Annotated in this window: 19 protein-coding genes and 1 pseudogene; 10 read left to right on the top strand and 10 right to left on the bottom strand. The window is 60.3% G+C overall.

The annotated features are described in order from the left end of the window. The first annotated feature begins 259 nt into the window (after positions 1 to 259). Positions 260 to 3,106, top strand: coding sequence for an HD domain-containing protein (locus tag AC1RHV_RS17825; protein WP_492301529.1), 2,847 nt, complete (start codon positions 260 to 262; stop codon positions 3,104 to 3,106). Positions 3,107 to 3,321: 215 nt separating this feature from the next. Here the strand turns inward: AC1RHV_RS17825 and AC1RHV_RS17820 are convergent. From AC1RHV_RS17820 to AC1RHV_RS17795, 6 genes and pseudogenes are all read right to left on the bottom strand, one after another. After that, a pseudogene (locus AC1RHV_RS17820) lies at positions 3,322 to 4,481 on the bottom strand (IS30 family transposase). A gap of 564 nt (positions 4,482 to 5,045) precedes the next feature. After that, positions 5,046 to 6,380, bottom strand: a complete 1,335-nt coding sequence (locus AC1RHV_RS17815; protein WP_492301528.1) for a thymidylate synthase — start codon at positions 6,378 to 6,380, stop codon at positions 5,046 to 5,048. Continuing rightward, on the bottom strand, positions 6,377 to 6,718 hold the full coding sequence (locus AC1RHV_RS17810; protein ID WP_492301526.1) for a MazG nucleotide pyrophosphohydrolase domain-containing protein: 342 nt from the start codon (positions 6,716 to 6,718) through the stop codon (positions 6,377 to 6,379). The genes AC1RHV_RS17815 and AC1RHV_RS17810 overlap by 4 nt, the downstream gene beginning before the upstream one ends. A gap of 9 nt (positions 6,719 to 6,727) precedes the next feature. Next, positions 6,728 to 7,630 carry a hypothetical protein gene (locus AC1RHV_RS17805; protein ID WP_492301524.1) on the bottom strand — a complete coding sequence of 301 codons (903 nt, stop codon included), beginning with the start codon at positions 7,628 to 7,630 and terminating at the stop codon, positions 6,728 to 6,730. After that, positions 7,630 to 8,250 (bottom strand): dTMP kinase, encoded by a 621-nt coding sequence (gene tmk, locus AC1RHV_RS17800; protein WP_492301522.1) that lies wholly within the window; start codon positions 8,248 to 8,250, stop codon positions 7,630 to 7,632. The genes AC1RHV_RS17805 and tmk overlap by 1 nt, the downstream gene beginning before the upstream one ends. A gap of 12 nt (positions 8,251 to 8,262) precedes the next feature. Next, positions 8,263 to 9,087: a metallophosphoesterase family protein gene (locus tag AC1RHV_RS17795; protein WP_492301521.1), complete on the bottom strand. Its 825-nt coding sequence runs from the start codon at positions 9,085 to 9,087 to the stop codon at positions 8,263 to 8,265. Positions 9,088 to 10,334: 1,247 nt separating this feature from the next. Between AC1RHV_RS17795 and groES the strand changes: the two genes are divergently transcribed. The 3 genes from groES (at position 10,335) to AC1RHV_RS17780 (ending at position 13,416) form a co-directional block, all read left to right on the top strand. Next, positions 10,335 to 10,622, top strand: coding sequence for a co-chaperone GroES (gene groES / locus AC1RHV_RS17790; RefSeq protein WP_006221616.1), 288 nt, complete (start codon positions 10,335 to 10,337; stop codon positions 10,620 to 10,622). Positions 10,623 to 10,659: 37 nt separating this feature from the next. Further along, positions 10,660 to 12,300 (top strand): chaperonin GroEL, encoded by a 1,641-nt coding sequence (gene groL / locus AC1RHV_RS17785; protein ID WP_054451905.1) that lies wholly within the window; start codon positions 10,660 to 10,662, stop codon positions 12,298 to 12,300. Positions 12,301 to 12,498: 198 nt separating this feature from the next. After that, on the top strand, positions 12,499 to 13,416 hold the full coding sequence (locus AC1RHV_RS17780; protein ID WP_492301520.1) for a YihY/virulence factor BrkB family protein: 918 nt from the start codon (positions 12,499 to 12,501) through the stop codon (positions 13,414 to 13,416). A gap of 11 nt (positions 13,417 to 13,427) precedes the next feature. Here AC1RHV_RS17780 and AC1RHV_RS17775 read toward each other — a convergent pair whose 3' ends face one another. Further along, entirely contained in the window at positions 13,428 to 13,919 is a 492-nt protein-coding gene (locus tag AC1RHV_RS17775; protein ID WP_192329326.1) for a MarR family winged helix-turn-helix transcriptional regulator, read from the bottom strand. Positions 13,920 to 14,001: 82 nt separating this feature from the next. Then, positions 14,002 to 14,838: a helix-turn-helix domain-containing protein gene (locus tag AC1RHV_RS17770; RefSeq protein WP_175212584.1), complete on the bottom strand. Its 837-nt coding sequence runs from the start codon at positions 14,836 to 14,838 to the stop codon at positions 14,002 to 14,004. 148 nt (positions 14,839 to 14,986) lie between these two features. On the opposite strand from AC1RHV_RS17770, the gene AC1RHV_RS17765 reads away from it, so the two are divergent. The 6 genes from AC1RHV_RS17765 (at position 14,987) to AC1RHV_RS17740 (ending at position 20,294) form a co-directional block, all read left to right on the top strand. Next, the gene (locus AC1RHV_RS17765; protein WP_492301517.1) at positions 14,987 to 15,541 is read left to right on the top strand and encodes a GNAT family N-acetyltransferase; all 555 of its coding nucleotides are present in this window, start codon (positions 14,987 to 14,989) and stop codon (positions 15,539 to 15,541) included. 78 nt (positions 15,542 to 15,619) lie between these two features. Next, positions 15,620 to 17,077 (top strand): 2-hydroxymuconic semialdehyde dehydrogenase, encoded by a 1,458-nt coding sequence (locus tag AC1RHV_RS17760; protein WP_492301515.1) that lies wholly within the window; start codon positions 15,620 to 15,622, stop codon positions 17,075 to 17,077. 25 nt (positions 17,078 to 17,102) lie between these two features. After that, the gene (locus tag AC1RHV_RS17755) at positions 17,103 to 17,558 is read left to right on the top strand and encodes a RidA family protein (protein WP_492301513.1); all 456 of its coding nucleotides are present in this window, start codon (positions 17,103 to 17,105) and stop codon (positions 17,556 to 17,558) included. Positions 17,559 to 17,564: 6 nt separating this feature from the next. Beyond that, positions 17,565 to 18,533: a LysR substrate-binding domain-containing protein gene (locus AC1RHV_RS17750; RefSeq protein WP_175160369.1), complete on the top strand. Its 969-nt coding sequence runs from the start codon at positions 17,565 to 17,567 to the stop codon at positions 18,531 to 18,533. Positions 18,534 to 18,672: 139 nt separating this feature from the next. Continuing rightward, entirely contained in the window at positions 18,673 to 19,224 is a 552-nt protein-coding gene (locus AC1RHV_RS17745; RefSeq protein WP_119452003.1) for a 3-hydroxyanthranilate 3,4-dioxygenase, read from the top strand. 68 nt (positions 19,225 to 19,292) lie between these two features. Next, the gene (locus AC1RHV_RS17740; protein WP_125472468.1) at positions 19,293 to 20,294 is read left to right on the top strand and encodes an amidohydrolase family protein; all 1,002 of its coding nucleotides are present in this window, start codon (positions 19,293 to 19,295) and stop codon (positions 20,292 to 20,294) included. Positions 20,295 to 20,322: 28 nt separating this feature from the next. Here the strand turns inward: AC1RHV_RS17740 and AC1RHV_RS17735 are convergent, their stop codons facing one another. After that, complete coding sequence (locus AC1RHV_RS17735; RefSeq protein ID WP_492301510.1) at positions 20,323 to 21,387, bottom strand: Ldh family oxidoreductase; 1,065 nt, start codon at positions 21,385 to 21,387, stop codon at positions 20,323 to 20,325. A 40-nt stretch (positions 21,388 to 21,427) separates the two neighbouring features. Continuing rightward, entirely contained in the window at positions 21,428 to 22,990 is a 1,563-nt protein-coding gene (locus AC1RHV_RS17730; protein WP_492301508.1) for a mannitol dehydrogenase family protein, read from the bottom strand. Positions 22,991 to 22,992: the final 2 nt, after the last annotated feature.

Genomic DNA, 22,992 nt, shown 5'->3' with positions numbered 1-22,992 from the left:
GGTCGTGAATGACTCCGTTCAATCTGAAGCAGTCAGCCGAGAACGTGCTGTGATTATTCGATTGTGACCGGAAGCCGTCTTTGACGACAGAGCGCTGCCGCCCCCCCCCCACGGCCGCTCAGGGTGATGCCAATGCAATGGCGGTTGCAGGGCGCCCAACGGCCGCTCTCCACCACGTCCGACGACCTGAGATTCGCCCCCCAAACCGCAAAAGTAGCCCATCTGGTAGCCTACAACTCTTCACCGAAGGAGGCACATATTGGCCACTTTATTTGAGCAGCGATTAGATGAGTGCAGCGCCAAAGACCTCACTCTTGCACCGCTGGTAGCACAGTGGGGATTTGACAAACGATTAATAGGGAAAGCCTTGCAAAGTGTGGGCAATCTTTTCCCACATTACAGTCGTCATGATGAATCGCACTCAACACAAATTCTCGTCAACATTGAAAGAATTCTCGGGTCATCGCGGATATCTCAGTTGAGTGGCAGTGATGTCTGGCTCCTGCTAGAAGCTGCATATCTCCATGATATCGGAATGGTCGTAACTCAACAGGAAAAGGAGCTAGACTGGGAAAGCGAGGATTTCCGGTCGTTCGTCGCCTCCCAACAAAATACGTTCAATGGAAAATTCTCACTCGATGAATTACGACTTGGCATCGCCAATCCCATGGAATCTCTTGCTAGAAGCGAGAATCCCCTTGATTGGATCGCCAATGTTAGTCAATTACTAGCGGAATACTACCGTAGAAAACACGCCGACCGGTCCGCCCGAATTGCCATCCAACCAGTCACGACAATCGGCCTTAACTCCCCTAGAAATGAACTAATACCCAAACGAATGTTCTACTTACTTAGTGACATTTGTGCGATGCACGGAAAAGGTCATGCGGAGTTGATGCAGTTGCCCGCTGTCGCATCCGGATTGGGTAAGGATAAAATTCATCCTCGATTTGTTGCCTCTATGTTGCGTCTAGGGGACTTGCTCGATCTCGACGACAATAGATTCTGCCCGGTCATGCTGCAAGTGGCGGGACAACTGCCACCAGCTACTCACGCACACATCGATAAGCACCTCGCGATCCGACATCTCCGGATAGACATGGAACGGATTGAGGTGCATGCCGTTTGCTCGACCTATGATGGCTATGTCGAATCCGAGAAATGGTTCGATTATCTGAGGCGGGAAATTGCGTGGCAAATGGCTCATTGGGCTGATATATCTCCCGATAATCGCTTCGGATTGCTGCCAACGATCGGAAATATCACGACAGAGCTTAAGGGATACGAGCTCATTGAAAATTCCAGTCGCCCCCATTTTGAACTAGATCAGCCGAGAGTGATGGAGCTACTTCAGGGGGCCGGACTTTATACATCGCATAGGGACGCGCTTCGAGAGCTTTTGCAAAATGCCATCGACGCGACACTTCTATACGTATGGCTCAGGCACGGTGAGGGCGAGGCAAATGACCTACCACGTGACATGACAATTCGACAGGACGATAGCCCCTATGATCCAAGGATCGTTAAAATTCTTAACGAATATCCAATTGAAATAACGATCATACGATCGGCCTCGGAAATTACAGCAAGCCGGAGTTCGGTAAAGATCAAGATTCGAGATAGTGGCATTGGTATCAGTCGGGATGACCTTAAGGGGATGTGTAAGATAGGTAGATCAATTCAAGGAACCTGGAAGCATGCAGTCTACGCTCGCATGCCCACATGGATGCGCCCATCGGGCGCCTTCGGTATCGGTTTACAAAGTGCGTTTACGTTAACCGACGAGATTTTATATAAAACAAAAAGTATCACAAACGGAGAGGAGTTAATTATCCGCATGTCGAACCCGGTTGGGCCGGAAGAAGGCTCGATTTACGTACAGCGGGAAAATTCGTTCGCGGCGGCGAAGCGGTGCGGGACAACACTTGAACTCGATATTTCTCCGGAGAAAGAACGTACGTTCGGTATTCGTAGGCAGCCTTATGAATTCTTCGATCCCATAGTTGGCAGGCAGCCATCGTATTTCGAGGATATGCTCGATAATGTCCCTCTCCCCGTTTCTATCAATGGAGCTCCCCAGCCCCGAATGTGTTCCGAACTGACCTGGCGATACCACCCGGATGCGGGCGTTGCGGTTGCATTTAACCTTGAATCGCCAGCCAGTGGGTTGCATCTTTATTTTAAAGGACAAAGAGTAGGCTACCGCGAAAGAAGTCTGAGTATTCCTTGCGAAGTTCATGTGAATATTTTTGGTCAAGCGGATTCAATTCTAAAAGTAAATAGAAGTGAACTTCGCGACTTCAACGTAATTGGCGAATTAATTCCGTCGATAGTTTCCACTGCAAAAATTCTATTTGCGAGCAGTAAAGACGACGCACACAAAGCCATGCTATCGGCAACGCTGCTGGCACTGGATAATCCATATTCCGATGATTATCTAAATATGATGTGGGCGAATCACGGCAACTACGGCGGAAGACGCCTAATTTTCGCACCCAAGCAACAGAAACCTCCTTCTCCCACTATCGGGCTCATGCTTGAAGGTGGAATGGACTTATATCAAGCATTTGGCGACTATAGTCCGCGGTATGTCGTATTTGAGGGTGCGTATCGGTCATGTACGTACGATTCAATTTCTATTTTCTTTCAGGCTATAGTTCATCAAGGATACAGGGGGTATATCAAATCCGTTACGAAAAAGGGAGTGGTTATTGGAATAACCAAAAATAAGGAGGCATGGGATCGAACGGCCTTGGTCGATCTGCTGCTAGCGAATCTGACACCGGGGCTCAGGTTAGCGCTTCCGGTCACAGCACGATTCCACAAATTGGCATCCGTCAAGTGGTCCTCTTGGGTTGGTGAACTCTCTCGTGGCGTCTTGTGTCCCGGCAGGGGAAATATGTACTCTCCTTTCTTCGTAGAGAACGGATCTATAACGACCAGCAATCTTGATCAACTAATCGAATGGACGTTTAAGAACCGAGATGATCCTACGGTCAGCAAAGGGGATATAAGGGATTTATACGACGACTTCATCCAGTATGTGGACGATGCGATGCATGGTTGCGCGGAATGGTCGGCAGCGCGGTTGCCACCGTCTGCGTAGGCCCCAGTTTCGCGAAAGTGTCTCAGCCTAAGCATTCTGCGCTCTGAGTTGGCCGCGGTGGCCGCTTTACAGAATAACCGGCACTCGAATGTCTTTTTAATCGCGAGTATGGACGTCTGCGACTGGCCGCAATCCGCCGCTGTTGAAGGGCGGCTTGCGATCTGAAAACGACGTTTGGACTCGGTTCACTGCACCCACTGCACTTAAGTGTGCATTCAACCGGTCGTTGCAACAGCTTGGTTAAATCGCTCGGCTGGCGTTTCGTAGCCCAGAGTCTTTCGCGGACGCTCGTTCAAGCATCTAGCAATAGCATCTAGTCTGTTCTGCGAGTAGTCGCTGAGTTCGAGGCCCTTTGGCAGATATTGCCTGAGGAGGCCATTGGTGTTTTCGTTGGTTCCACGCTGCCAGGGACTCTGTGGATCGCAAAAGAACACTTGTATATCTGTGGCTAGAGTGAACCGGCTATGCGCAGCCATTTCCTTTCCTCGGTCCCACGTCAGAGATTTGTATAGCTCATGAGGCAACCTCCGAGCATGCCTGATCAGCGCATTTACGACCGTTTCGGTGTCCTTCGCTGCCACCTTGATCAGCATGAGGTAGCGCGTCTGCCTTTCGACCAGCGTGGCGATCTGACTATTACAACTTCCGAAGAGCAGGTCGCCTTCCCAGTGGCCTGGTACGGCTCGATCCTCCGCTGAGGCCGGGCGCTCGCTTATCGAGATCGCATCCACGATCCGCCCGTGGTCATCCGTCTTTTGTGTATGGTGGCGAGATCGGCGCATGGCTCGGGTACGTCGCAGATGCGCTACGAGCTCCTTTTTCAAGGCTTCGCGCGCTTGGATAAAGAGTGTCCGATAAATGGTCTCGTGCGACACTTGGCAGGCCTCGTCCCCGCAGTAGGCGCGCTTCAGCCAACCGGCGATTGCTCTGGCGACCATTGCAAAGCCAACTTCTCCGCCACTAACTGCGCCAAACGCCAATTGTCTGCCAGTTTGCAGGGTTTTGGGCGACGCGCCCTGTCCCACGTCGCTTGATCGGCCTGGCTGGCGCGGTATTCCGACTGCCCGCCATTGCGCTTGATCTCTCTGCTGACGGTTGAGGGCGCACGCCTGAGCCCTATGGCGATGGAGCGAATCGATTGACCGCGGACCAGGCCCCGAGAAATTTCTTCACGCTCTGCCAAAGACGGCGCAAGGCATGATCGACAGCGCGGCGCGGGTTGAATACCGCCCGTCTCAGCAAGAATCCTCTGAATTGACGAATGATTTCGGTCAAATAGTTGAGCAATCTGCTGAAGCGAGTCACCCTTTCGCCAGTGCTCCCACATCACGAGCTTCTGACTTTCGGTGTAGTAGATTCGAGGTCTCTGCTTCATTTGCAACACCTCTTCTGCTTGCGCAGCCTCTAGTGTGTTGCAACGACCGGTTGAATGCACAGCCAAAAGCTGTCCTTGAAATCCCGCTGCCAGTGACAGCTTCAGGCTGATTGCAGCCGTTCACGATCATCCGCCCGAACATCATGTCTCGCCAGCAGCCAACGTCCAAGCGACAGCTCTCACCGCCGCCTATTCGAAGTGAGGATGACGTAGATCTGTCCAGCAGGAACGCCGGGGTTGCACACGCTCAGCTGTGCCTGACTGGCGCTGTCGCGTTCAGCCAGTGGTCGAGCAGTACAAATCCACTGTCTTCGCCAAACGTCCTTGTAACTCGGACTGAACCACCGAATGCTCTGCCGGACCTTCGACATGGTCGCGAGTGCCTGAGCTGACACTAGTCCATCTTCTATTTTCCAACATAGCCCATGACCAAATGAGCAATGGCGCGGTTTCTTGCTGCCGTTGATTAGCCTAACTTCCCGCGGCGGGCGGTTCGCCAAGGAGAACAAGGTTTGCTCCTACGTTGCAGCCGCTATCATGGTTCGCCGAACAATGGCGCTACGCTCAAGCGAGTATTGCGCCAAACAAGTATTTCAATCGTTCGTCGCTGAGTTCACGGTGGCGAAGCGGTGACTGTGGCAAGCCGGCAGCGGTGGAGATTGTTGTGATACGGTCACGTACTTTATCTCCGATCGGCGATCTCACGAGGGCAGGATCGAGGGTTCCGAAGATCAGTTCCAGCACGAAGTGCATCGCCGCCCGGCGCTCCGACGCCGCATCTTCAAAATCGATGCGTAGCCCCTGGCCTAGTTCAGAACGCAACGCCTCGCGGAGCATAGGCATCGCCTCTTGAGCGACCACGTTAAGTCGCTCGATCACGGCGTCGACGGGAGTCGCGAACACCCATTGTTGAATCTGCAGCCCGGTTTCGGTCTCCGGGTTGTATGTGAGCGGTTGAGTCATGTTGTTGCCCCTTCTTAAGTGGCGGTCGAGATTCCATCGATCGAGGGATTCGGTCAGGATGTCCTCCGCAGGGGTTAGATCCGGACCTGTGAAGTTGGCGCTGCGATAAAATCGAAAGCGAGCGAAGAAGTCAATCAGTTGCGTGCTCGTCAAGGAGTTGAATGAAAGATCAGTCAAAGCGCTTGCGTCACGCAGCAACCCCAGCACATCCAACCCGCCGAGCGCCGCTTCTTTGCGCTCAAGATCGACCTTTCTGTTGATGGTGGCCACTCGGGCAGCAGCGATGAAGTCTGTCTCGTAAAGGTGGACATAGCTACTAACGTGGCGCTGAACGCCACATGCAACACCGAGTCTATCTGCGATGAGATGCTGCAGAACTCGAAAGACAAACCAGTTATAGGGTACTCCCAACCATAGATCGTTCGAACGATTGGACACCGTCATCTCCAGACGGCCACGCACGAGGCGCAGAGTCACCTGCGTATTACAGGGGATATCTTTCGAATTTAGGCCGAGGTCGTCCGGAGCGTACAAGGTCATCACGACTCGACGAGATGCAGGGCTTGAAGTCAACTCATCGATAGCCGCCTCGATCTGATCGCGCTTGAAATGATGGCGCAAGCGGTATCCATATGCGCCATGCAAGGTTTGACCGTCGTCCGAAAATCGGTCGTAGCTTCCGATGAACTGTTTAAGAGGCTTGACGTCGTTGCGCCCTGAGACAATCCACGCGGCCTCTACTATAGCGAAGGCCGGATTCCATCCGCGGCCGGATAGAAAGATCGTGCGACCGCCACCATCCAGTTCCACGGTGACCGCCCCCAGGTCCCTACATGGGCCTACACGCGAGGCTTCGAGCGGCCAATCGTGCTGTGTGGCGAGCGCAAGCAGCCGCCGATATGCCTCGTTCGGGGAAAGGCCACGAATGACAATCACGGCCCCTCCAAAAGCGGGAAGCGTTGCCGATTCTTCTCAAGCTTCTTCAGGTACTCGGATTCCAGATCGATACCTGTCTGCGCCGCAATCTTGATCAAGTAGATGAAGGTGTCCGTCAACTCTTCGGCGAGGGCGGCCTTGCGCTCCTCGTAGGGCGCATCGCCACGTACGACCTTCTTGAGTTCGTTAGCAAATTCGCCGACCTCACCAACCATGCACACCACAAGATGCTCAAGCTCCTGGAGGTTGTTCGAGGAGATGGGGACGAAGAAAGGTTTGGTCACCCCGTGACCCTTGTCGAAGTCACTCTGAAGCCGCACCAGGGTTGCGAAATCCATCGACAGCTCCTATTCCAGCAGTAGGGTTTCGCGAACACTGTTCACAGCGGCCTGGAATGCCCTGATCTTCTCCGCCGTACGAATGCCGCGAGACGCGCCTTTGCGAGCCGATGCCAAGTCCTTGCACGCGTGGACTGCTTGCGTCAACTGGGGCACCAGGAGCCCTCGCTTGCCTTCAATGCTGGCGTGCAGACGCGCCTTCTCTTCCATTTTGAAGATGCGAAGCATCGATGCAAGTCCCTCTTCCGACACCGCGGTCGTCGACTGCGCCACCTCCCCAAGCAGCTTGTCGAGCTCGCGCACGTCACCATCTTGCATCAAGATCAAAAGTTCAGGCTCGAACATTACATCAATCTTGGGTCGTCTCAGTGCCGCGCCTGAGACACTGCGAACGTATGCGTGGAAGGCAAATATGTGCAGACGGACTGTTTCGATCGCCGAAAGCTCTGTGCAGATCTCGACGAGATTCTGCCGAATCTCCTCCAGGTTGATTCTCAGAAAGTTGCTAACTTCGAGTGCTCGAAAGGTCGCAGTGCAATACAAAATCCCTTTCTCGATCGAGCACTGAAATGTCAGAAATGACGGTATCGGATTGTCGCCGGATTTGCTGATGTTATCTTGCGCCAGCAATGAATAGAGCGCTCGATTGCTGGTGGGCTTGTGTCTGAGTTCGTCAACGATGTGTCGGATGCCGTCGCCGTAGTACTCTGCATGCGTGAAGTGCATGTCGGCCGGGCGGATCGCTTGACGCCACTGCGCCGCCTCCTCGGTGACGTCTGTCATCCTCACACTATCCAGATCCGACGCGGGGATATCGACGGTCCAATGCCAGTTGAAGACTTCCTTGTTCGCGGTCTTTTCTACGCTGCCCAACATGTCGGCGTGCGCATCATAGAGTCCATTCTCGCCCATCACAGTTCCTTGGCGCTTTTCACGATTTCTTCGTGGATATCCTGTGGAGGTCGAGTTGCATCAAGCACGAGTTTGCGGCCGGGATATTCATCAATAATGCGCTCATAGTTGGCCGCGACCTGCACAAGTTTGTCAGGCGTTTCGTAGCTGTCCAGCGTCGTTCTGGACTGCAGCCGGCGCAACGACTCGGCGACAGGGTTGCGCAGGTAAACCAAGAGGTCCGGGTTTGGGAAATCTCGGTTCAGCCGCTCGACTAGCGTCCAGTCCTGTTCGCGAGTGCAATGATACGCGTAGGAGGAGAAGAAGTACCGCGTGCTGATCACGGTCGTTCCGCGCTCGAGCGTCGGCATCACGCCGTCCCATTCGTTATAGAGATGGTCGAAGCGGTCTGCGGAGAACAGATGGGCCATCTGCTGATCAAACCGCTCCGATGCCTGGGCGAAGCGGAGCCGCCCCTTGAAAGCTTGACGGATCATCTGACCGACGGGACCGGCGGACGGCTCGGAGGTCAGATGGCATCGATGACCCTCGTTAACGAGGCGCCTCTCGAGCAAATTTGCCTGAGTCGACGTGCCCGAGCCATCCAGGCCTTCGAAAACTATGAATTTCGCATTCTGCATTTTTTGTTCGACTCAACAGTCCTTGATGTATCTCAAAAGGTTGGGCGCGTCCTTGGAGATCGCGTAGTGTTCGGCGGTGACCCGCTTAGACTCGTCGATACGGTAAATGGTCGCGCCATTGACGAATCCCGGCGTGATATACCTGAACGAACTAACGCCGTGAACCTTCATCGAACCCGCTCCCATGCCGAGTTCGAGAAGTGCGTGCTGGTGCCCATGCAGGACAAGCGAAAAGCCGCACTCTGCCAAGCGAGTGAGAACTTTGTACGCGTTCCGGGTCGTGGAGATGTCTTCGCGCGAAAACGGAACCAAATGATGATGCAACACGGCGACTCTAGGTAAATCCTGAATGGGAGGGGCATCCATATCGGCAAGAACCGGTTCCATCTTTGTCAGGTCAACCAGGCCGAACTCAATGTCTCCGTGGAAGGCGCTGTTGATCAGCAAAAAGTCGACCTCGGGGAAAGTCAAACGGCGACACGACTGATTACTGAACGTGCAACCCTTGTCACGGCGCAAGCTCGCGCTCCAAGCGTCAAAGGGCTCGAAAAGGGAAATACCCGTTTCGCGCTTCACGACGTCGTGGTTTCCCGGGCACACGATGAGCCGATCTCGCCGAACTTTCGTCTCCTCAAAGACCTGAAACAGTGCGTCTCGTGCCTCCGCATAACCCTGGGCTTGACCCTTGAACGAGATATCGCCGGAAAGAACAACAAAGACGGCAGGGCCAGTCTTGTGGAGCAAAGCCAAGAGGACTTGGCTCACCTCCTGACGACTTAGAACACCTTTTGGATCTCCGAAATGCGGATCGGAGATGTGCAAAAGGGTGGTCGTCATGCGAACGCCTCATCGCCTTCCTCGGGGCAACGAGAAGGCATCGGGGTAGGAGATCCATTGGGGGAGGGCGTCATTGTCAAGGCGCGAAGAGGGGCAGCATAGGAAAAGCAATAGAGTAACGCATGTTCCGGGGTGTCCTCCGGCGCCTGGATCATATAAGGTAACCCCTGACTAGTGCTCCCAGCCCCTAGGAGGGTTTCGCGCCTGTGACGATCGAGGAAAACCGATTATCTGCCAACCAGTTAGCGAATCCTTGGAGCCGTCCGTAACGGCTCGCGAACGTTTTGCGGAGTTCACTCATGCGGCAGCTAGCGCTCATAAATGTGCAGCAGGCCCTTGTTTGCACGCACCTGCAGCAGCCGGTCATTTTTGAAGACGGTGCGCTGCCACGTACCAGGGCGAGCGGTTGCTGAAATTGGCGAAGAAATCGCACTCTGTCAACGGCGGCTTGCTCCCTAGGCGTCAAGCTCATTGTCGCTGAATACGAATCTTTCTAGTACGACTCTCGGAATGACAGCGAGCGTCGTATGAAGATGACAGAGTGCCGCACACAGGTCAGCACACTCGCAACAATGGCCTTCGCTGCGAACGCAGCGTCGGCAAGGTCGACCCACATCGCGCAGCACTACATGAGCAACGGCAAGCCGTCAAGCACCTATCGACGGGCAGACTGGGCATGATCGGCTGCAATCGCTGCAAAGCAGCCATGGGCCAGGCCGGCCCCAACGGCTGCGATGGGTCGGAATCGACCTGTCGTCCAATTGCAGAGCAGGTAGAGAGCAACGGTCGTTCGCCACCCGTATTTGGCGTACACGGCCAAAGCGGGGCCTGGCGGGCGTCGCACACAGGTCAGGCGCCTCGGGTTGCCAGCCACACGGAGGCTTCACCCCGAGGCTGACGGGCGGCATTGCCAGTGCATGACACACGAAATCGGACCTAGAGGGACGAAATCCGGCTGGAGGCCGCACCAGCGCTTGCATATCGAAAATTCTCGATTCCCAAACTGGATGACGTAAATCCCAAATTAGATGAATTTCGACAGTCGCCGTGCTTGCCGGCTGCTCGTCTAACTTCCGCCTCAATGAAGTTAGACGCCATACAGCTCCCCAATATGTAACAACCAGCCCCCTCCCCCTTGAACCCTAGAACATCATCCCTATAATTAGCACTCGACACCGGTGAGTGCTAACAAGCGTTCCCGGGCCTAACCGATCATTTCCTTCTCTTTTTTGCAACAGGAGTTCCTCATGGCCTTGCGTCCCCTGGGCGATCGCGTGATCGTCAAACGCCTCGAAAACGAGCGCAAGACTGCATCGGGCATCGTTATCCCCGACAGCGCCGCTGAAAAGCCCGACCAGGGTGAAGTCGTGGCCGTCGGCCCCGGCAAGAAGACCGAAGACGGCAAGATCCTGCCGGTCGACCTGAAGGCTGGCGACAAGGTGCTGTTCGGCAAGTACGCCGGCCAGTCCGTGAAGGTTGACGGCGAAGAGCTGCTCGTCATCCGCGAGGACGAAATCCTCGCCGTGGTCCAGTAAACCCCGCCTCAAACGAATTTTCGAAGGAAGCTAAGAAATGGCTGCCAAGCAAGTACTGTTCGGTGACGACGCCCGCGTGCGCATCGTCCGCGGCGTGAATGTTCTCGCCAACGCTGTCAAGACCACCCTGGGCCCCAAGGGTCGCAACGTCGTGCTGGAGCGCTCGTTCGGCGCCCCGACCGTGACCAAGGACGGCGTGTCCGTCGCCAAGGAAATCGAACTGAAGGACAAGTTCGAAAACATCGGCGCCCAGCTGGTCAAGGACGTTGCCTCCAAGACCTCCGACAACGCCGGTGACGGCACCACCACCGCCACCGTGCTGGCCCAGGCCATCGTCATGGAAGGCCTGAAGTACGTTGCCGCCGGTTTCAACCCGATCGACCTGAAGCGCGGCATCGACAAGGCTGTCGCCGCCGCCGTCGCTGAACTGAAGAAGCAATCCAAGCCGGTCACGACCAGCAAGGAAATCGCTCAGGTTGGCTCGATCTCCGCCAACAGCGACACCTCCATCGGCCAGATCATCGCTGACGCGATGGACAAGGTCGGCAAGGAAGGCGTCATCACCGTCGAAGACGGCAAGTCGCTGGAAAACGAGCTGGACGTCGTCGAAGGCATGCAATTCGACCGCGGCTACCTGTCGCCCTACTTCATCAACAACCCGGACAAGCAAGTTGCCGCTCTGGAAGATCCGTTTGTCCTGATTTTCGACAAGAAGATCAGCAACATCCGCGACCTGCTGCCCGTGCTGGAACAAGTTGCCAAGTCGAGCCGTCCGCTGCTGATCATCGCTGAAGACGTCGAAGGCGAAGCCCTGGCTACCCTGGTTGTGAACAACATCCGCGGCATCCTGAAGACGACCGCCGTCAAGGCTCCTGGCTTCGGCGACCGCCGCAAGGCCATGCTGGAAGACATCGCCATCCTGACGGGCGGCACGGTGATCTCCGAAGAAACCGGCATGTCGCTGGAGAAGGCCGGCCTGGCTGAACTGGGCCAAGCCAAGCGCATCGAAGTGGGCAAGGAAAACACGACCATCATCGACGGCGCTGGCGACAGCAAGTCGATCGAAGCTCGCGTCAAGCAAATCCGCGTCCAGATCGAAGAAGCCACGTCCGACTACGACCGTGAAAAGCTGCAAGAACGCGTGGCCAAGCTGGCCGGCGGCGTTGCCGTGATTCGCGTTGGCGCTGCCACCGAAGTCGAAATGAAGGAAAAGAAGGCTCGCGTCGAGGACGCCCTGCACGCCACCCGCGCTGCAGTGGAAGAAGGCGTTGTGGCTGGCGGCGGCGTTGCTCTGCTGCGCGCCAAGCAAGCCATCGCTGACTTGAAGGGCGACACGCCTGACCAGAACGCCGGCATCAAGCTGATCCTGCGTGCTGTGGAAGAGCCGCTGCGCACCATCGTCACCAACGCCGGCGAAGAAGCCAGCGTGGTCGTCAACACCGTGCTGAACGGCAAGGGTAACTACGGCTACAACGCCGCGACCGGCGAGTACACCGACCTGGTCGAGCAAGGCGTGCTGGATCCCACCAAGGTGACCCGCACCGCCCTGCAGAACGCCGCTTCCGTCGCCAGCCTGCTGCTGACCGCCGAAGCTGCCGTGGTCGAACTGGCCGAAGACAAGCCCGCTGCTCCGGCCATGCCCGGCGGCATGGGCGGCATGGGCGGCATGGACTTCTAAGTCCCGCCATCCTTGCAAGGCCTCCCCGGCTCCGGCCGGGGAATGCAGTATCCCGAAAAACCCCCGGTCCTTCGCCCCGGGGGTTTTTCTTTTTCCGCAACGCGGCCTCGCCAAAGAACACGTTGCGCACAATCTGCGGGTTTCGCCGCAGCGCATGCGTCCCTACAATGAAGGCTCCCCCAGAACGAGCCGAGTCCCATGCGTTTGCCCCCGACCCTGTTGCGCGCCCTGCGTCCGTCCGAAATCGGCGGGCTGCTGATGGACTCGGCCAAACAGTGGTCCACCCATCGCGCCTCCAGCAAGGGCGCGGCGCTGGCGCTGTACATGGTGTTTTCGCTTGCGCCCATGCTGATCCTGGTGATCGCGGTGGCGGGCGCGTTCTTCGGCGAAGACGCGGTGCGCTCGGAGTTGTTCTCACAACTGCGCGAGCTGACCGGCGAGCGCGGCGCTGAAGTCATCCAGACGGTGCTGGCCAGCGCCCATGAATCAGGCAAGGGCTGGATCGCGGCGCTGATCTCGATCTTCGTGCTGATCTTCAGCGCCACCACGGCCTTCGCGGAACTGAAGGCCAGCCTGGACGAACTGTGGGAAGTCTCCGCCAACCAGAAAGGCGGGCTGCACGGCATGGTCCGCAGCCGCATGCTGTCGTTCGGCCTGGTGCTGGTGCTGGCGCTGTTCCTCTTGATATCGCTGACGGTGAACGCCGCGCTTGGAGCCGCACGGGGTTATTACGGCGATCTCTGGACGGCTTCGTCCTTCGCCCTGGTGGCGGAGTGGATTTCCAGCCTGTTTTCCTTCTCCATCGTGGTGGCGCTGTTCGCGGTCATCTACAAGCTGCTGCCAAGCGCGAAGATCTCGTGGCCGGACGTGATCCCGGGCGCCATCGTGACCGCGGCGCTGTTCCTGGTGGGCAAGTGGGGCATCGGCGTCTATCTCAGCCGGGGCGCGGCGGTGTCGGCCTACGGCGCGGCGGGGTCGCTGATCGCGCTGCTGTTGTGGATCTACTATTCGGCGCAGATCTTCTTCTTCGGTGCGGTGTTCACGCGCCAGTTCGCGCTGCGCTTCGGCAGGAAGAGCACACCCGCGTCGGACTCGGCGCCTGCAGTGGACGCCTGAATCAGACGCGCTCAGGCATCGTCCTGCTGCTCCAGCCCCGCCATCAGGCGCAGGCATTTCAGGAACATGGGCCGCAAATCCTCAGGGATGGGCGCCAGGACCTCCGCCTCGACCGCGGCATCCTGCGGCAGAATGCGCGCCAACAGAGCAATGCCCTCTTCCGTGATCTCCAGCGCATAGGCGCGCCCGTCCTGGGCTGAGCGCTTACGGCGCACGTAGCCCTTTTTGGTCATGCGCGCGATCATCTCAGCGAAGGAATTGCGGTCCAGCGCGATCAGCTCGGCGATGCGGTTCTGGGTCGCGCCCGGATTCTGGTAGACGGTGATCAGCAGCGCCTTCTGCCGCGGGGTCAGGTCTTCGTCGGGAAAGGCCTGGGCGAACAGGGCTTCGGCCCGGAAATGGGCCCGGCGCAGCAGATGGGACGCGACCTGGGTCAGGTCGAACGCCTGCAAGGCCTGGGGAGCGGCCGGGTCGGGAGGGATACGTCGGGATCTAGCGGTCATCGGGCTTCCAAGGGATGGATGTCGGCGATCATGGCATTGCTGCGCGGGTCCATAAGATAGCTCACGCCCCTTTCAGACTTCATCATGCCCTGCCTTTCCGGTAGTCGGTCAAGCCCACGCCGGTATGGCGCTTGAAGAACTTGCCCAAATAGGAGGCGTCGGCGAAATGCAGTTCCTCGGCAATTTGCTGCACGGATTTCCTGGGCTGGGTAAGGCGCTTTTTTATCTCCAACACGACCTGCCTGTCGATCAGCGTTTTGGGCGCGTCGTTGAAGAACCTCCTGCTCAACTGCGACAGATAGTATGGAGTGATATGCAGCAGCCCTGCATAGAACGCCACCCCGCGCTGTTGTACGCAGTGCATCGAGATCAGCTCCCAGAATTTCCAGCAGACCGCTTCCGATCTGCTGAAGTCATTCCTCATGCCGGCCCCAAGGCCGTCTGTCTTTTCACAGATCCACAAGAACAGGTTCTGGACGTGGTTGACGATCATGGTCCGCTGGTAGGTGACGCACTGCTCATGGATCAGCGCCGCCTGGCCTTCCCAGGCCTTTGAATACCGCGGCGACAGCTTTTCGGCAGCGAAGAACGGCGAACGGCTCAAGAAGGAAAACAGGCTGTTGGGCAGGGCGTGCGCAATCTCCGCAGCGATGGACCGGTTCATCAAATAGCAGGCGCATGAATAGTCATCCGACTTGCGTTTGATGAGCGCGATGGAATCTTCCGCCAGGACCAGGAGATCATTTTTCTTCATCCGGTGCGGCTTGAAGTTCACTTCCCACTCGGCGCTGCCCTCACGGCAGATCAACACCACCACATACGCCAACGCCAAGGGGTGACCCACCTGTTCGTCAAAGCTGTTGAGGCCGATGGCCAGGTCTTCGATGCCTGTATCCGAGAGCTGAGAGAGCGTTTTCATTTACGCTGAAATTTTAAATCATCGCCCATGAATTCCCGCAATCTTGTTTTCAAAATTACCTAATCTGCTCAACCCTGTCTATTATCAGTTGCGCCCTCGGATCCTAGAATTGCGGCTGCTGTTTTCATTGCTGAAAGGAAGGGAAATCATGCTGCGCACCGAACGCCTCATTTTGCGGCCCTGGCACACCGACGACGCGCCGAGCCTGTTTGCGTATGCACGCGACGAACGGATCGGCCTCGCCGCGGGCTGGCCTGCTCATACAAGCGTCGAACATAGCCGGGAGATCATCCAGACGGTTTTTTCGCGGCCACTGGCCTATGCCTTGACACAGAAGGGAGACAACACCGTCATAGGCCTGGTGGCGTTGCTCATGGGGAAGGACAGCAATTTCGAAATTGCCGACGACGAAGCCGAAATCGCGTATTGGATCGGCGTACCGTTCTGGGGCCAGGGGTTGATTCCTGAAGCCGTCAGGGAACTGATGCGCCACGCGTTTGAAACGTTGAACTTCAACGCGCTATGGTGCGGCTATTTCGCCGACAACGAGAAATCGCGCAGAGCCCAGGAAAAGTGCGGCTTCAAGCACCATCACACCGAGGAGAACAAGTTCAATCAGTTCATGAACGACTACCGGACGGAGCATGTCAGCCGCATCGACAAGGAAGAATGGCAGACGCTGACGGCTTCGGAATCGCATTGACTTGAGACGGGGCGCTGTCTATGATCCAAAATATAGTACGTATACGTATTTATTTTGCATCCAGACCGAGCCCTGCACATGACGATCCGACAATTGCGCAATTACATCGACGGCCGCTTCGAAGACGGCGCGTCCACCTTCGACAAGCACAGCCCGGTGGACGGGCGCCTGATCGCCCAGGTCCACGAAGCCAGCCGCGACCAGATCGACCGCGCGGTGGCGGCGGCGCACCGCGCCCTGCCCGCCTGGGCGGGGCTGTCGGTGGCCGCGCGCACCGATCATCTGCTGGCCCTGGCCGACGGCATCGCGCGACGCTTCGACGATTTCCTGCAGGCCGAAATCGGCGACACCGGCAAGCCGGTGGGTTGGGCAGGCAAGATCGACATCCCGCGCGGCGCGGCCAATTTCCGCGCTTTCGCGGAACTGGCGCGCACGCTGGACATGGAAAGCTACATGACGGACACCCCGGACGGCAGGCAGGCGCTGAACTACGCCTACCGCAAGCCCTTGGGCGTGGTGGGCGTGATTTCGCCCTGGAACCTGCCGCTGCTGTTGCTGACCTGGAAGGTGGCGCCGGCGCTGGCATTCGGCAATACGGTGATCATGAAGCCGTCCGAAGTCACGCCGTCCACGGCCACGCTGCTGGCCGAGGTCGCGCATGAAACCGGGCTGCCGGCCGGCGTGCTGAACCTGGCGCATGGTTTCGGGCCGAACTCGGCGGGCGAATTCATGACCACGCATCCGGATATCGACGGCATCACCTTCACCGGCGAATCCGCCACGGGCGCGGCCATCATGCGGGCCGTGGCGCCGGGCGTGAAGCCGGTGTCGTTCGAGCTGGGCGGCAAGAACGCGGCGCTGGTGTTTGCCGATGCGGATTTCGATGCCGCGGTGGATGGCGTGACGCAATCGGTGTTCGCCAATTGCGGGCAGGTCTGCCTGTGCACCGAGCGCGTCTATGTCGAACGCCCGATCTATGAGCGCTTCGTCGCCGCGCTGGCGGCGCGCGCGGAAGCCCTGCGCATAGGCTGGCCCATGGATCCGGCCACCGAAATGGGACCGTTGGTGTCGCGCGAGCATCGCGAGAAGGTGCTGTCGTACTTCGCCCTGGCGCGCGAGGAAGGCGCGACGGTGGTGGCCGGCGGCGGCGTGCCGGTGTTCGGCGACGCGCGCGACGAAGGCGCCTACGTGCAACCCACGATCTGGACCGGCCTGCCCGAGACCGCCCGCTGCATCAAGGAGGAAGTCTTCGGTCCGGTCTGCCACGTGGCGCCCTTCGACACTGAAGAAGAAGCCATCCGCCTGGCCAACGACACGCGCTACGGCCTGGCCGCCGCGGTCTGGACGCAGAATCTCACGCGCGGCCACCGCGTGGCGCAGGCCATGAAGGTCGGCCTGGCCTGGGTCAACTGCTGGTTCCTGCGCGACCTGCGCACGCCGTTCGGCGGCAGCGGCCTGTCGGGCATCGGGCGCGAAGGCGGCCGCCATTCGCTGCATTTCTATACCGAACCCACCAATGTCTGCATTAAGCTCTGACCCACCCCACGCAAAGGAGGACGCGATGAACCAGTCCCAGACCAGTCAACCCGGCCAGCCCGGCGTCAGCGCCACCGTCGTCGCCGGCAAGGCCACGCCGCGCGGCAAGTATCCGCACATCAAGCGCGCCGGCGATTTCCTGTATGTCTCCGGCACCAGCTCGCGCCTGCCCGACAACCGCATCGCGGGCGCCGAGGTCGACGCCATGGGCACCGCCACGCTGGACATCCGGGTGCAGACGCGCGCCGTCATCGAGAACATTCGCGACATCCTGGCCACGGCCGATGCGACGCTGGCCGACGTGGTCGAGATCAGCACCTTCCTCGTCAACATGAATGATTTCGGCGGCTACAACCAGGTGTACGGCGAGTACTTCGACTCCGACGGTCCGGCCCGTACCACCGTCGCCGTGCATCAGCTGCCGCACCCGCAGCTGCTGATCGAGATCAAGGCGGTCGCCTACAAGCCGCAGGCGCGCTAGCGGCGCATGTCGGACTTCCGCATCACGCCCAACGCGCTCAGCCGCAAGCTGAAGCTGCACCAGTTGCAGGTGTTCGAGCGCGTGCTGGCGTGCCGTTCGCTGTCGCGCGCCGCCAGCGAGCTGCATCTGACCCAGCCCACCGTCACCAAGGCCATCCACGAACTGGAGACCTTCTTCGGCGCGTCACTGTTCGACCGTTCCAACCGCGGCGTCACGCCGACCGAGCTGGCCGTGGTGCTGGGCCGCCGGGTCCAGGCCATGATGGCCGAGATCCGCTACATGGCCGACGACATCGACGCGGTGCTGGGCGGGGCCAGCGGCCATGTGGTGGTGGGTACGCTCATCGCTGCGTCGGCCAAGCTGCTGCCCGAGGCGATTGCGCGCCTGATGACCGCGCACCCCGGCATCCAGGTCAGCGTGCGCGAAGGGCCGACCTCCCAGTTGCTGCCGGCGCTGGCCACGGGCGACCTGGACATCGTGGTGGGCCGCCTGCCCGGCGCCGACATGGCATCGATCTCCGGCGTGGCGGTGGACCATCACAAGCTGTACCGCGAGGAGCTGTGCCTGGTGGCGCGCGCCGCCCATCCCCTGGCCGGCGCGCCGTCCGCACCGCTGGCCGCGCTGACCGATCACATCTGGATCCTGCCCGCCGCCAGCTCGCCGCTGCGCGCTTCGATCGAGCGCAGCTTCCTGGACGCCGGCCTGCGCCTGCCGGCCCGGCATGTCGAATCGCTATCGCTCCTGACCAATATCGGCGTGCTCATGCACAGCGACGCGCTGGCGCTGCTGCCTTACGACGCGGCAGCGCCGTTCCTGGCCACGGGCATGCTCGCGCGCCTGCCCACCGACGCCTTCGGCGCATTCGGCGACGTGGGCTACTCGGTGCGCGCGGACCGCCCGCTGACGCCGGCCTGCCAGCGCCTGGTGGACCATCTGAAGCAGATCGCGGCGCAGCGCGCTGAAGCTGTCGGTTGACAGACAGGTCAGGGTTATCCCGCCATAGACAAGCCGCATACCCGGCGGCGTAATTTCTATTGTGCAGGCCCGCAAGGTCCCGCCTAGACTGCGGGCTATGGGGCAGCCCCGGTCCGCCCCCAGACTTCCGGAGATCCGCATGCCTGCCTATGGCCCGCCGTTGAACTTCCAGCGCTGGATAGACGACCACGCGCACCTGCTCAAGCCACCGGTCGGCAACCAGCAGATCTGGCAGGACGCCGACTTCATCGTCACCGTGGTCGGCGGCCCGAACCACCGCACCGACTACCACGACGACCCGCTGGAAGAGTTCTTCTACCAATTGCGCGGCAACGCCTGGCTGTCGCTGTGGGTGGACGGCAAGCCCGAGCGCGTGGATCTGAAGGAAGGCGATATTTTCCTTCTGCCGCCGCACGTGCGGCATTCGCCGCAACGACCCGAGACCGACAGCGCCTGCCTGGTCATCGAACGCCAGCGCCCTGAAGGCCTGCTGGACGGCTTCGAATGGTATTGCCCGCAATGCCGCAGCCTGGTGCACCGCGTGGAGGTACAGCTCAAGAGCATCGTGACCGACCTGCCGCCGCTGTTCCAGGCCTTTTATTCCAGCACCGAGAAACGCACCTGTCCCAGCTGCGGCGAGATCCATCCGGGCAAGGGGCATGCGCCCTCCGCGCAGGCGGCCCCGGCCTAGGGGCGTTTCCTTTTGCCCAATCTTGCTCCACACCGCCACGCGCCCGACCGACTTCTTTTCCTTTGCACATGACCCAGAAAATCGACATGCACGCGCACTTCTTCCCGCCGATCACCCGGCAGGAAGCGGCGGCGCTGGACCCCGTCAACGCGCCCTGGCTGCGGCTGGATGGCGACGGTTCGAGCGGCCAGATCATGGCGGGTGACCGCCCGTTCCGCCCGGTGGACGCCACCTTGTGGGACCCGGCCCTGCGCCTGGAACAGATGGACCGCAACGGCGTAGACCTGCAGATCCTCTGCGCGACGCCCATCATGTTCGGCTACTCCTATCCGGCCCGGGCCGCCGCCGACTGGGCGGCGCGCATGAACGACCTGGCGCTGGAACACTGCGCCCATGCGCCAGCGCGCCTGAAGGCGCTGGCGCAGGTGCCGCTGCAGGATCTGGAGCTGGCCTGCAAGGAAGCGTCGCGCGCCCGCGCCGCCGGCCACCTGGGCGTGCAGATCGGCAACCACGTCGGCCCGCGCGACCTGGACGACGAGACCCTGGTGCAGTTCCTGATCCACTGCGCCAACGATCACATCCCGGTGCTGGTGCATCCCTGGGACATGATGACCGACGGCCGCATGAAGAAATGGATGTTGCCGTGGCTGGTCTCCATGCCCGCTGAAACCCAGCTGGGCATCCTGTCGCTGATCCTGTCCGGCGCGTTCGAGCGCATCCCGCGCAGCCTGAAGCTCTGTTTCGCGCACGGCGGCGGCAGCTTCGCCTTCCTGCTGGGCCGCGTGGACAATGCCTGGCGCCATCGCGACATCATCCGCCAGGACTGTCCGCAGCTGCCCTCTTCGTACACCGACCGCTTCTACACCGACAGCGCGGTGTTCGACCCGCGCGCGCTGCGCCTGCTGATCGACGTAATGGGCGAAGACCGGGTGCTGCTGGGTTCCGACTACCCCTATCCCCTGGGCGAACAGGAAGTGGGCAAGCTGGTGACCCACGCTGGCCTGCTGCCGGACGTGCAGCAGAAGATTCTGAGCCGCAACACGATGGAGTTCTTCGGCCTGGTCCGCTGACGCTTCCTGCGTAGCGGGACGGCTGCGCTCAGGCCTGGCCGTCCAGCGGTGTGAACGGCGGCAGCGCAAGCCCCAACCTGGCGCTCCATTCGGCCATTTCGGCCTTCAAGGCCGGCGGCACCGGAATCCCCGCGGCCTGGCGCTGCGCCTGCGAGGCCAGTTCGGGATCGCCCGGCATGCATGGCGAACCGGGCTGCGCCACCAGTTCGGCCGCCATGCCCGCCACCACGGCGGCCAACGTCGCGCCGCCCGCGAACCGGGCGGGATCGATGACGATGAAGAACGCCCCGAGTTCGCGTGGACGATCCAGCTGCTCGTACATGGGACCGATGTGCGGTCCATGGGGATTGCCGTTGAGCGGCCCGCACAAGAGTTCGACCATCATCGCCAGGCCGTAGCCCTTGTGGCCGTAGTCGCCGCCCAAGGGCGTCAAGGCGCGGACACGCCGCGCGTCGGTCACGCTACGTCCCTCGGCGTCCAGCGCCACGCCTCCGGGCAGTTCTGTGCCGTCGCGGCGCGCGTTCATGACGCGATTCCATGGAATTGAGGTCGTCGCCATGTCCAGGCACAGCGGCTCGCCATCCTGTCTGGGGAAAGCGAAGGAAATGGGATTGGTGCCGAAATACGGTTGCCGGCCGCCGAACGGCGCGGCAATGGAATCGGAATGCGTGTAGGCCATGCCGATCAGCCCTTGCCGAGCGGCCGCGCGCGTGTACAGGCCGATGGCTCCGCAATGCGAAGAGTCGCTGACGCCGACGGCGCCCACGCCCGCCTCGCGCGCCAGCGCCATGGCTGTCTCGTTGGCCCGGTGCGCCACCACGATGCCATGCCCCCTGCCGCCATGCACCTGCGCGGTGGCCGGCCCGCTCTGCTCGATACGGATTTGCGGCCGCGCCAGGATCGAACCATGGACGACGCGGTTCAGATAGTGCGGCAGCCGCGCGATGCCATGGGAATCAATGCCCCACAAACTGGTCTGCGCCAGGCTGGCTGCCAGGCAGCGGGCATCGTCTTCGTTGAAGTCCAGACGCCTCAAGCACGCCTCGCCCCATTGCTGCCACTGCGCCGTGTCCACGCATTCCCGCCTTGCCATGCTGCGCTCCTTGTGGATGCTGGCGGCGCGCCGCCAGCGGTCAAGCGGCTGGCACGGGCTGCGCCGAGCCTTGCAGGGTCGCGTCCTGCTCCAGCGCCTCCAGCGCGCCCAGCACGCCGAGCGTCCGCAGGCGTTCCAGCTGCAGGGCCAGCGCCTCGACAAATACGGGCTTGCTGCCCAGGTCGCCGAAAACAGGCCGGAATCCCGCCATCACCGTGGCGCGCCGATGCGCTGCCTGGGAGGGAGCCGAAGCCGTTGCGGCCACCTCGGCGCGCGCCAGCAGTTTGGCAAGCGCGCCGGCCAGCGGATCCTGGATGGCATAAGTGTTGCCCTGCTCGTCGTATCCGCGCAGGTAATGCAGCCAGGCGGCTACGGACATGGCCAGCCGGCTGAAATCGTCGCCCCGTTGCTTGCGGTCGCGGATGGCGGCCAGCAGGCGCTGCGGCACCTTCTGCGAACCATCCATCGCGACCTGCCGGGTGAGGTGAGGCAGCGCCGGATTGGACACCCGCGCCAGGAAGCGCTGGCGATACTCATCCAGCCCTGATCCCGGAACGCCGCGCAGCGTGGGCGCAAGCTCCAGCCGCATCATGTCGTCCACATAGCGGCGCAGCGCCGGCGTCGCGGCGGCTTCGCTATTGGTGCGCAGACCCAGCATCGAGCCCAGGTACGCGAACGCGGAATGCGGCGCGTTGACCATGCGCAGCTTCAGGCGTTCGTACGGCGCCGCGTTGCGCACGAAGTTCGCGCCGGCCGCGTCCCAGGCAGGCCTGCCGGCCGCGAACTTGTCCTCGATGACCCAGTTGAGGAAGGGTTCACCCACCACCGGCCAGGCGTCCTCGAATCCCAGGCGCTCTGCCACGCGCGCGCGGTCTTCGTCCTGCGTGCCCGGCACGATGCGGTCCACCATGGAATTCGGAAAAGTGCAGTTGTTGTCGATCCATGCGGTCAGGCCCACGTCGACCCGCAAGGCGAAGGCCAGCACCAGGCTGCGCAGCGTGTCACCGTTGGCGTGCAGGTTGTCGCAGGACAGCAGCGTGACGGGGGGCAAGCTGCGTTCGCGCCGCAGCGCCAGGCCGTACACCAGGATGCCGATGGTGCTGCGCGGCCTGACCGGATGCGCAAGGTCGTGCACGATGTCCGGGTCATCCCAGCGCAGGTGGCCGGTGGACGGTTCGTGGCTGTAGCCCTTCTCGGTGACGGTCAGGCTGACGATGCGCGTCTGGGCGGACGCGATGCGCTCCAGCACCGCCTGGGGATCTTCCTCGGCCACCACGACCCGCAACACCGACCCGACCACCCGCAACTGTTCCCGCAACTGCCCATCCGGGCCGGCGTCGCGCAGCGCCAGGGTGTACAGGCCGTCTTGCGGCGTCAGCGCGTCGCGCGTGGCGGGGCTGCGCAGCGAAACGCCCACGATGCCCCAACTCAGGTCCCCGCTGGCGGCCATGGCCAGGTCCGTCACCACCGCCTGGTGGGCGCGGTGGAAAGCGCCTATGCCCAGATGCACAATGCCGGGCGTGACCCGGCTGCGGTCATAGGCGGGAGATTCCACGTCCTCGGGCAGATGCGCCAGGGACTCCGAATTCAAACGTTCGAGCATGG

Source organism: Achromobacter sp. GW823-FHT04E03 (assembly GCF_058796095.1).
This window is presented reverse-complemented; position numbering and strand designations above follow the sequence as displayed.

What these genes read in the sequence shown, in the direction of transcription:
- AC1RHV_RS17810 (WP_492301526.1), bottom strand. Translation starts at nt 6,718, where the DNA reads ATGGATTTCGCAACCCTGGTGCGGCTTCAGAGTGACTTCGACAAGGGT.
- AC1RHV_RS17805 (WP_492301524.1), bottom strand. Translation starts at nt 7,630, where the DNA reads ATGGGCGAGAATGGACTCTATGATGCGCACGCCGACATGTTGGGCAGC.
- tmk (WP_492301522.1), bottom strand. Translation starts at nt 8,250, where the DNA reads ATGCAGAATGCGAAATTCATAGTTTTCGAAGGCCTGGATGGCTCGGGC.
- AC1RHV_RS17795 (WP_492301521.1), bottom strand. Translation starts at nt 9,087, where the DNA reads ATGACGACCACCCTTTTGCACATCTCCGATCCGCATTTCGGAGATCCA.
- groES (WP_006221616.1), top strand. Translation starts at nt 10,335, where the DNA reads ATGGCCTTGCGTCCCCTGGGCGATCGCGTGATCGTCAAACGCCTCGAA.
- groL (WP_054451905.1), top strand. Translation starts at nt 10,660, where the DNA reads ATGGCTGCCAAGCAAGTACTGTTCGGTGACGACGCCCGCGTGCGCATC.
- AC1RHV_RS17780 (WP_492301520.1), top strand. Translation starts at nt 12,499, where the DNA reads ATGCGTTTGCCCCCGACCCTGTTGCGCGCCCTGCGTCCGTCCGAAATC.
- AC1RHV_RS17775 (WP_192329326.1), bottom strand. Translation starts at nt 13,919, where the DNA reads ATGACCGCTAGATCCCGACGTATCCCTCCCGACCCGGCCGCTCCCCAG.
- AC1RHV_RS17770 (WP_175212584.1), bottom strand. Translation starts at nt 14,838, where the DNA reads ATGAAAACGCTCTCTCAGCTCTCGGATACAGGCATCGAAGACCTGGCC.
- AC1RHV_RS17765 (WP_492301517.1), top strand. Translation starts at nt 14,987, where the DNA reads ATGCTGCGCACCGAACGCCTCATTTTGCGGCCCTGGCACACCGACGAC.
- AC1RHV_RS17760 (WP_492301515.1), top strand. Translation starts at nt 15,620, where the DNA reads ATGACGATCCGACAATTGCGCAATTACATCGACGGCCGCTTCGAAGAC.
- AC1RHV_RS17755 (WP_492301513.1), top strand. Translation starts at nt 17,103, where the DNA reads ATGAACCAGTCCCAGACCAGTCAACCCGGCCAGCCCGGCGTCAGCGCC.
- AC1RHV_RS17750 (WP_175160369.1), top strand. Translation starts at nt 17,565, where the DNA reads ATGTCGGACTTCCGCATCACGCCCAACGCGCTCAGCCGCAAGCTGAAG.
- AC1RHV_RS17745 (WP_119452003.1), top strand. Translation starts at nt 18,673, where the DNA reads ATGCCTGCCTATGGCCCGCCGTTGAACTTCCAGCGCTGGATAGACGAC.
- AC1RHV_RS17740 (WP_125472468.1), top strand. Translation starts at nt 19,293, where the DNA reads ATGACCCAGAAAATCGACATGCACGCGCACTTCTTCCCGCCGATCACC.
- AC1RHV_RS17735 (WP_492301510.1), bottom strand. Translation starts at nt 21,387, where the DNA reads ATGGCAAGGCGGGAATGCGTGGACACGGCGCAGTGGCAGCAATGGGGC.
- AC1RHV_RS17730 (WP_492301508.1), bottom strand. Translation starts at nt 22,990, where the DNA reads ATGCTCGAACGTTTGAATTCGGAGTCCCTGGCGCATCTGCCCGAGGAC.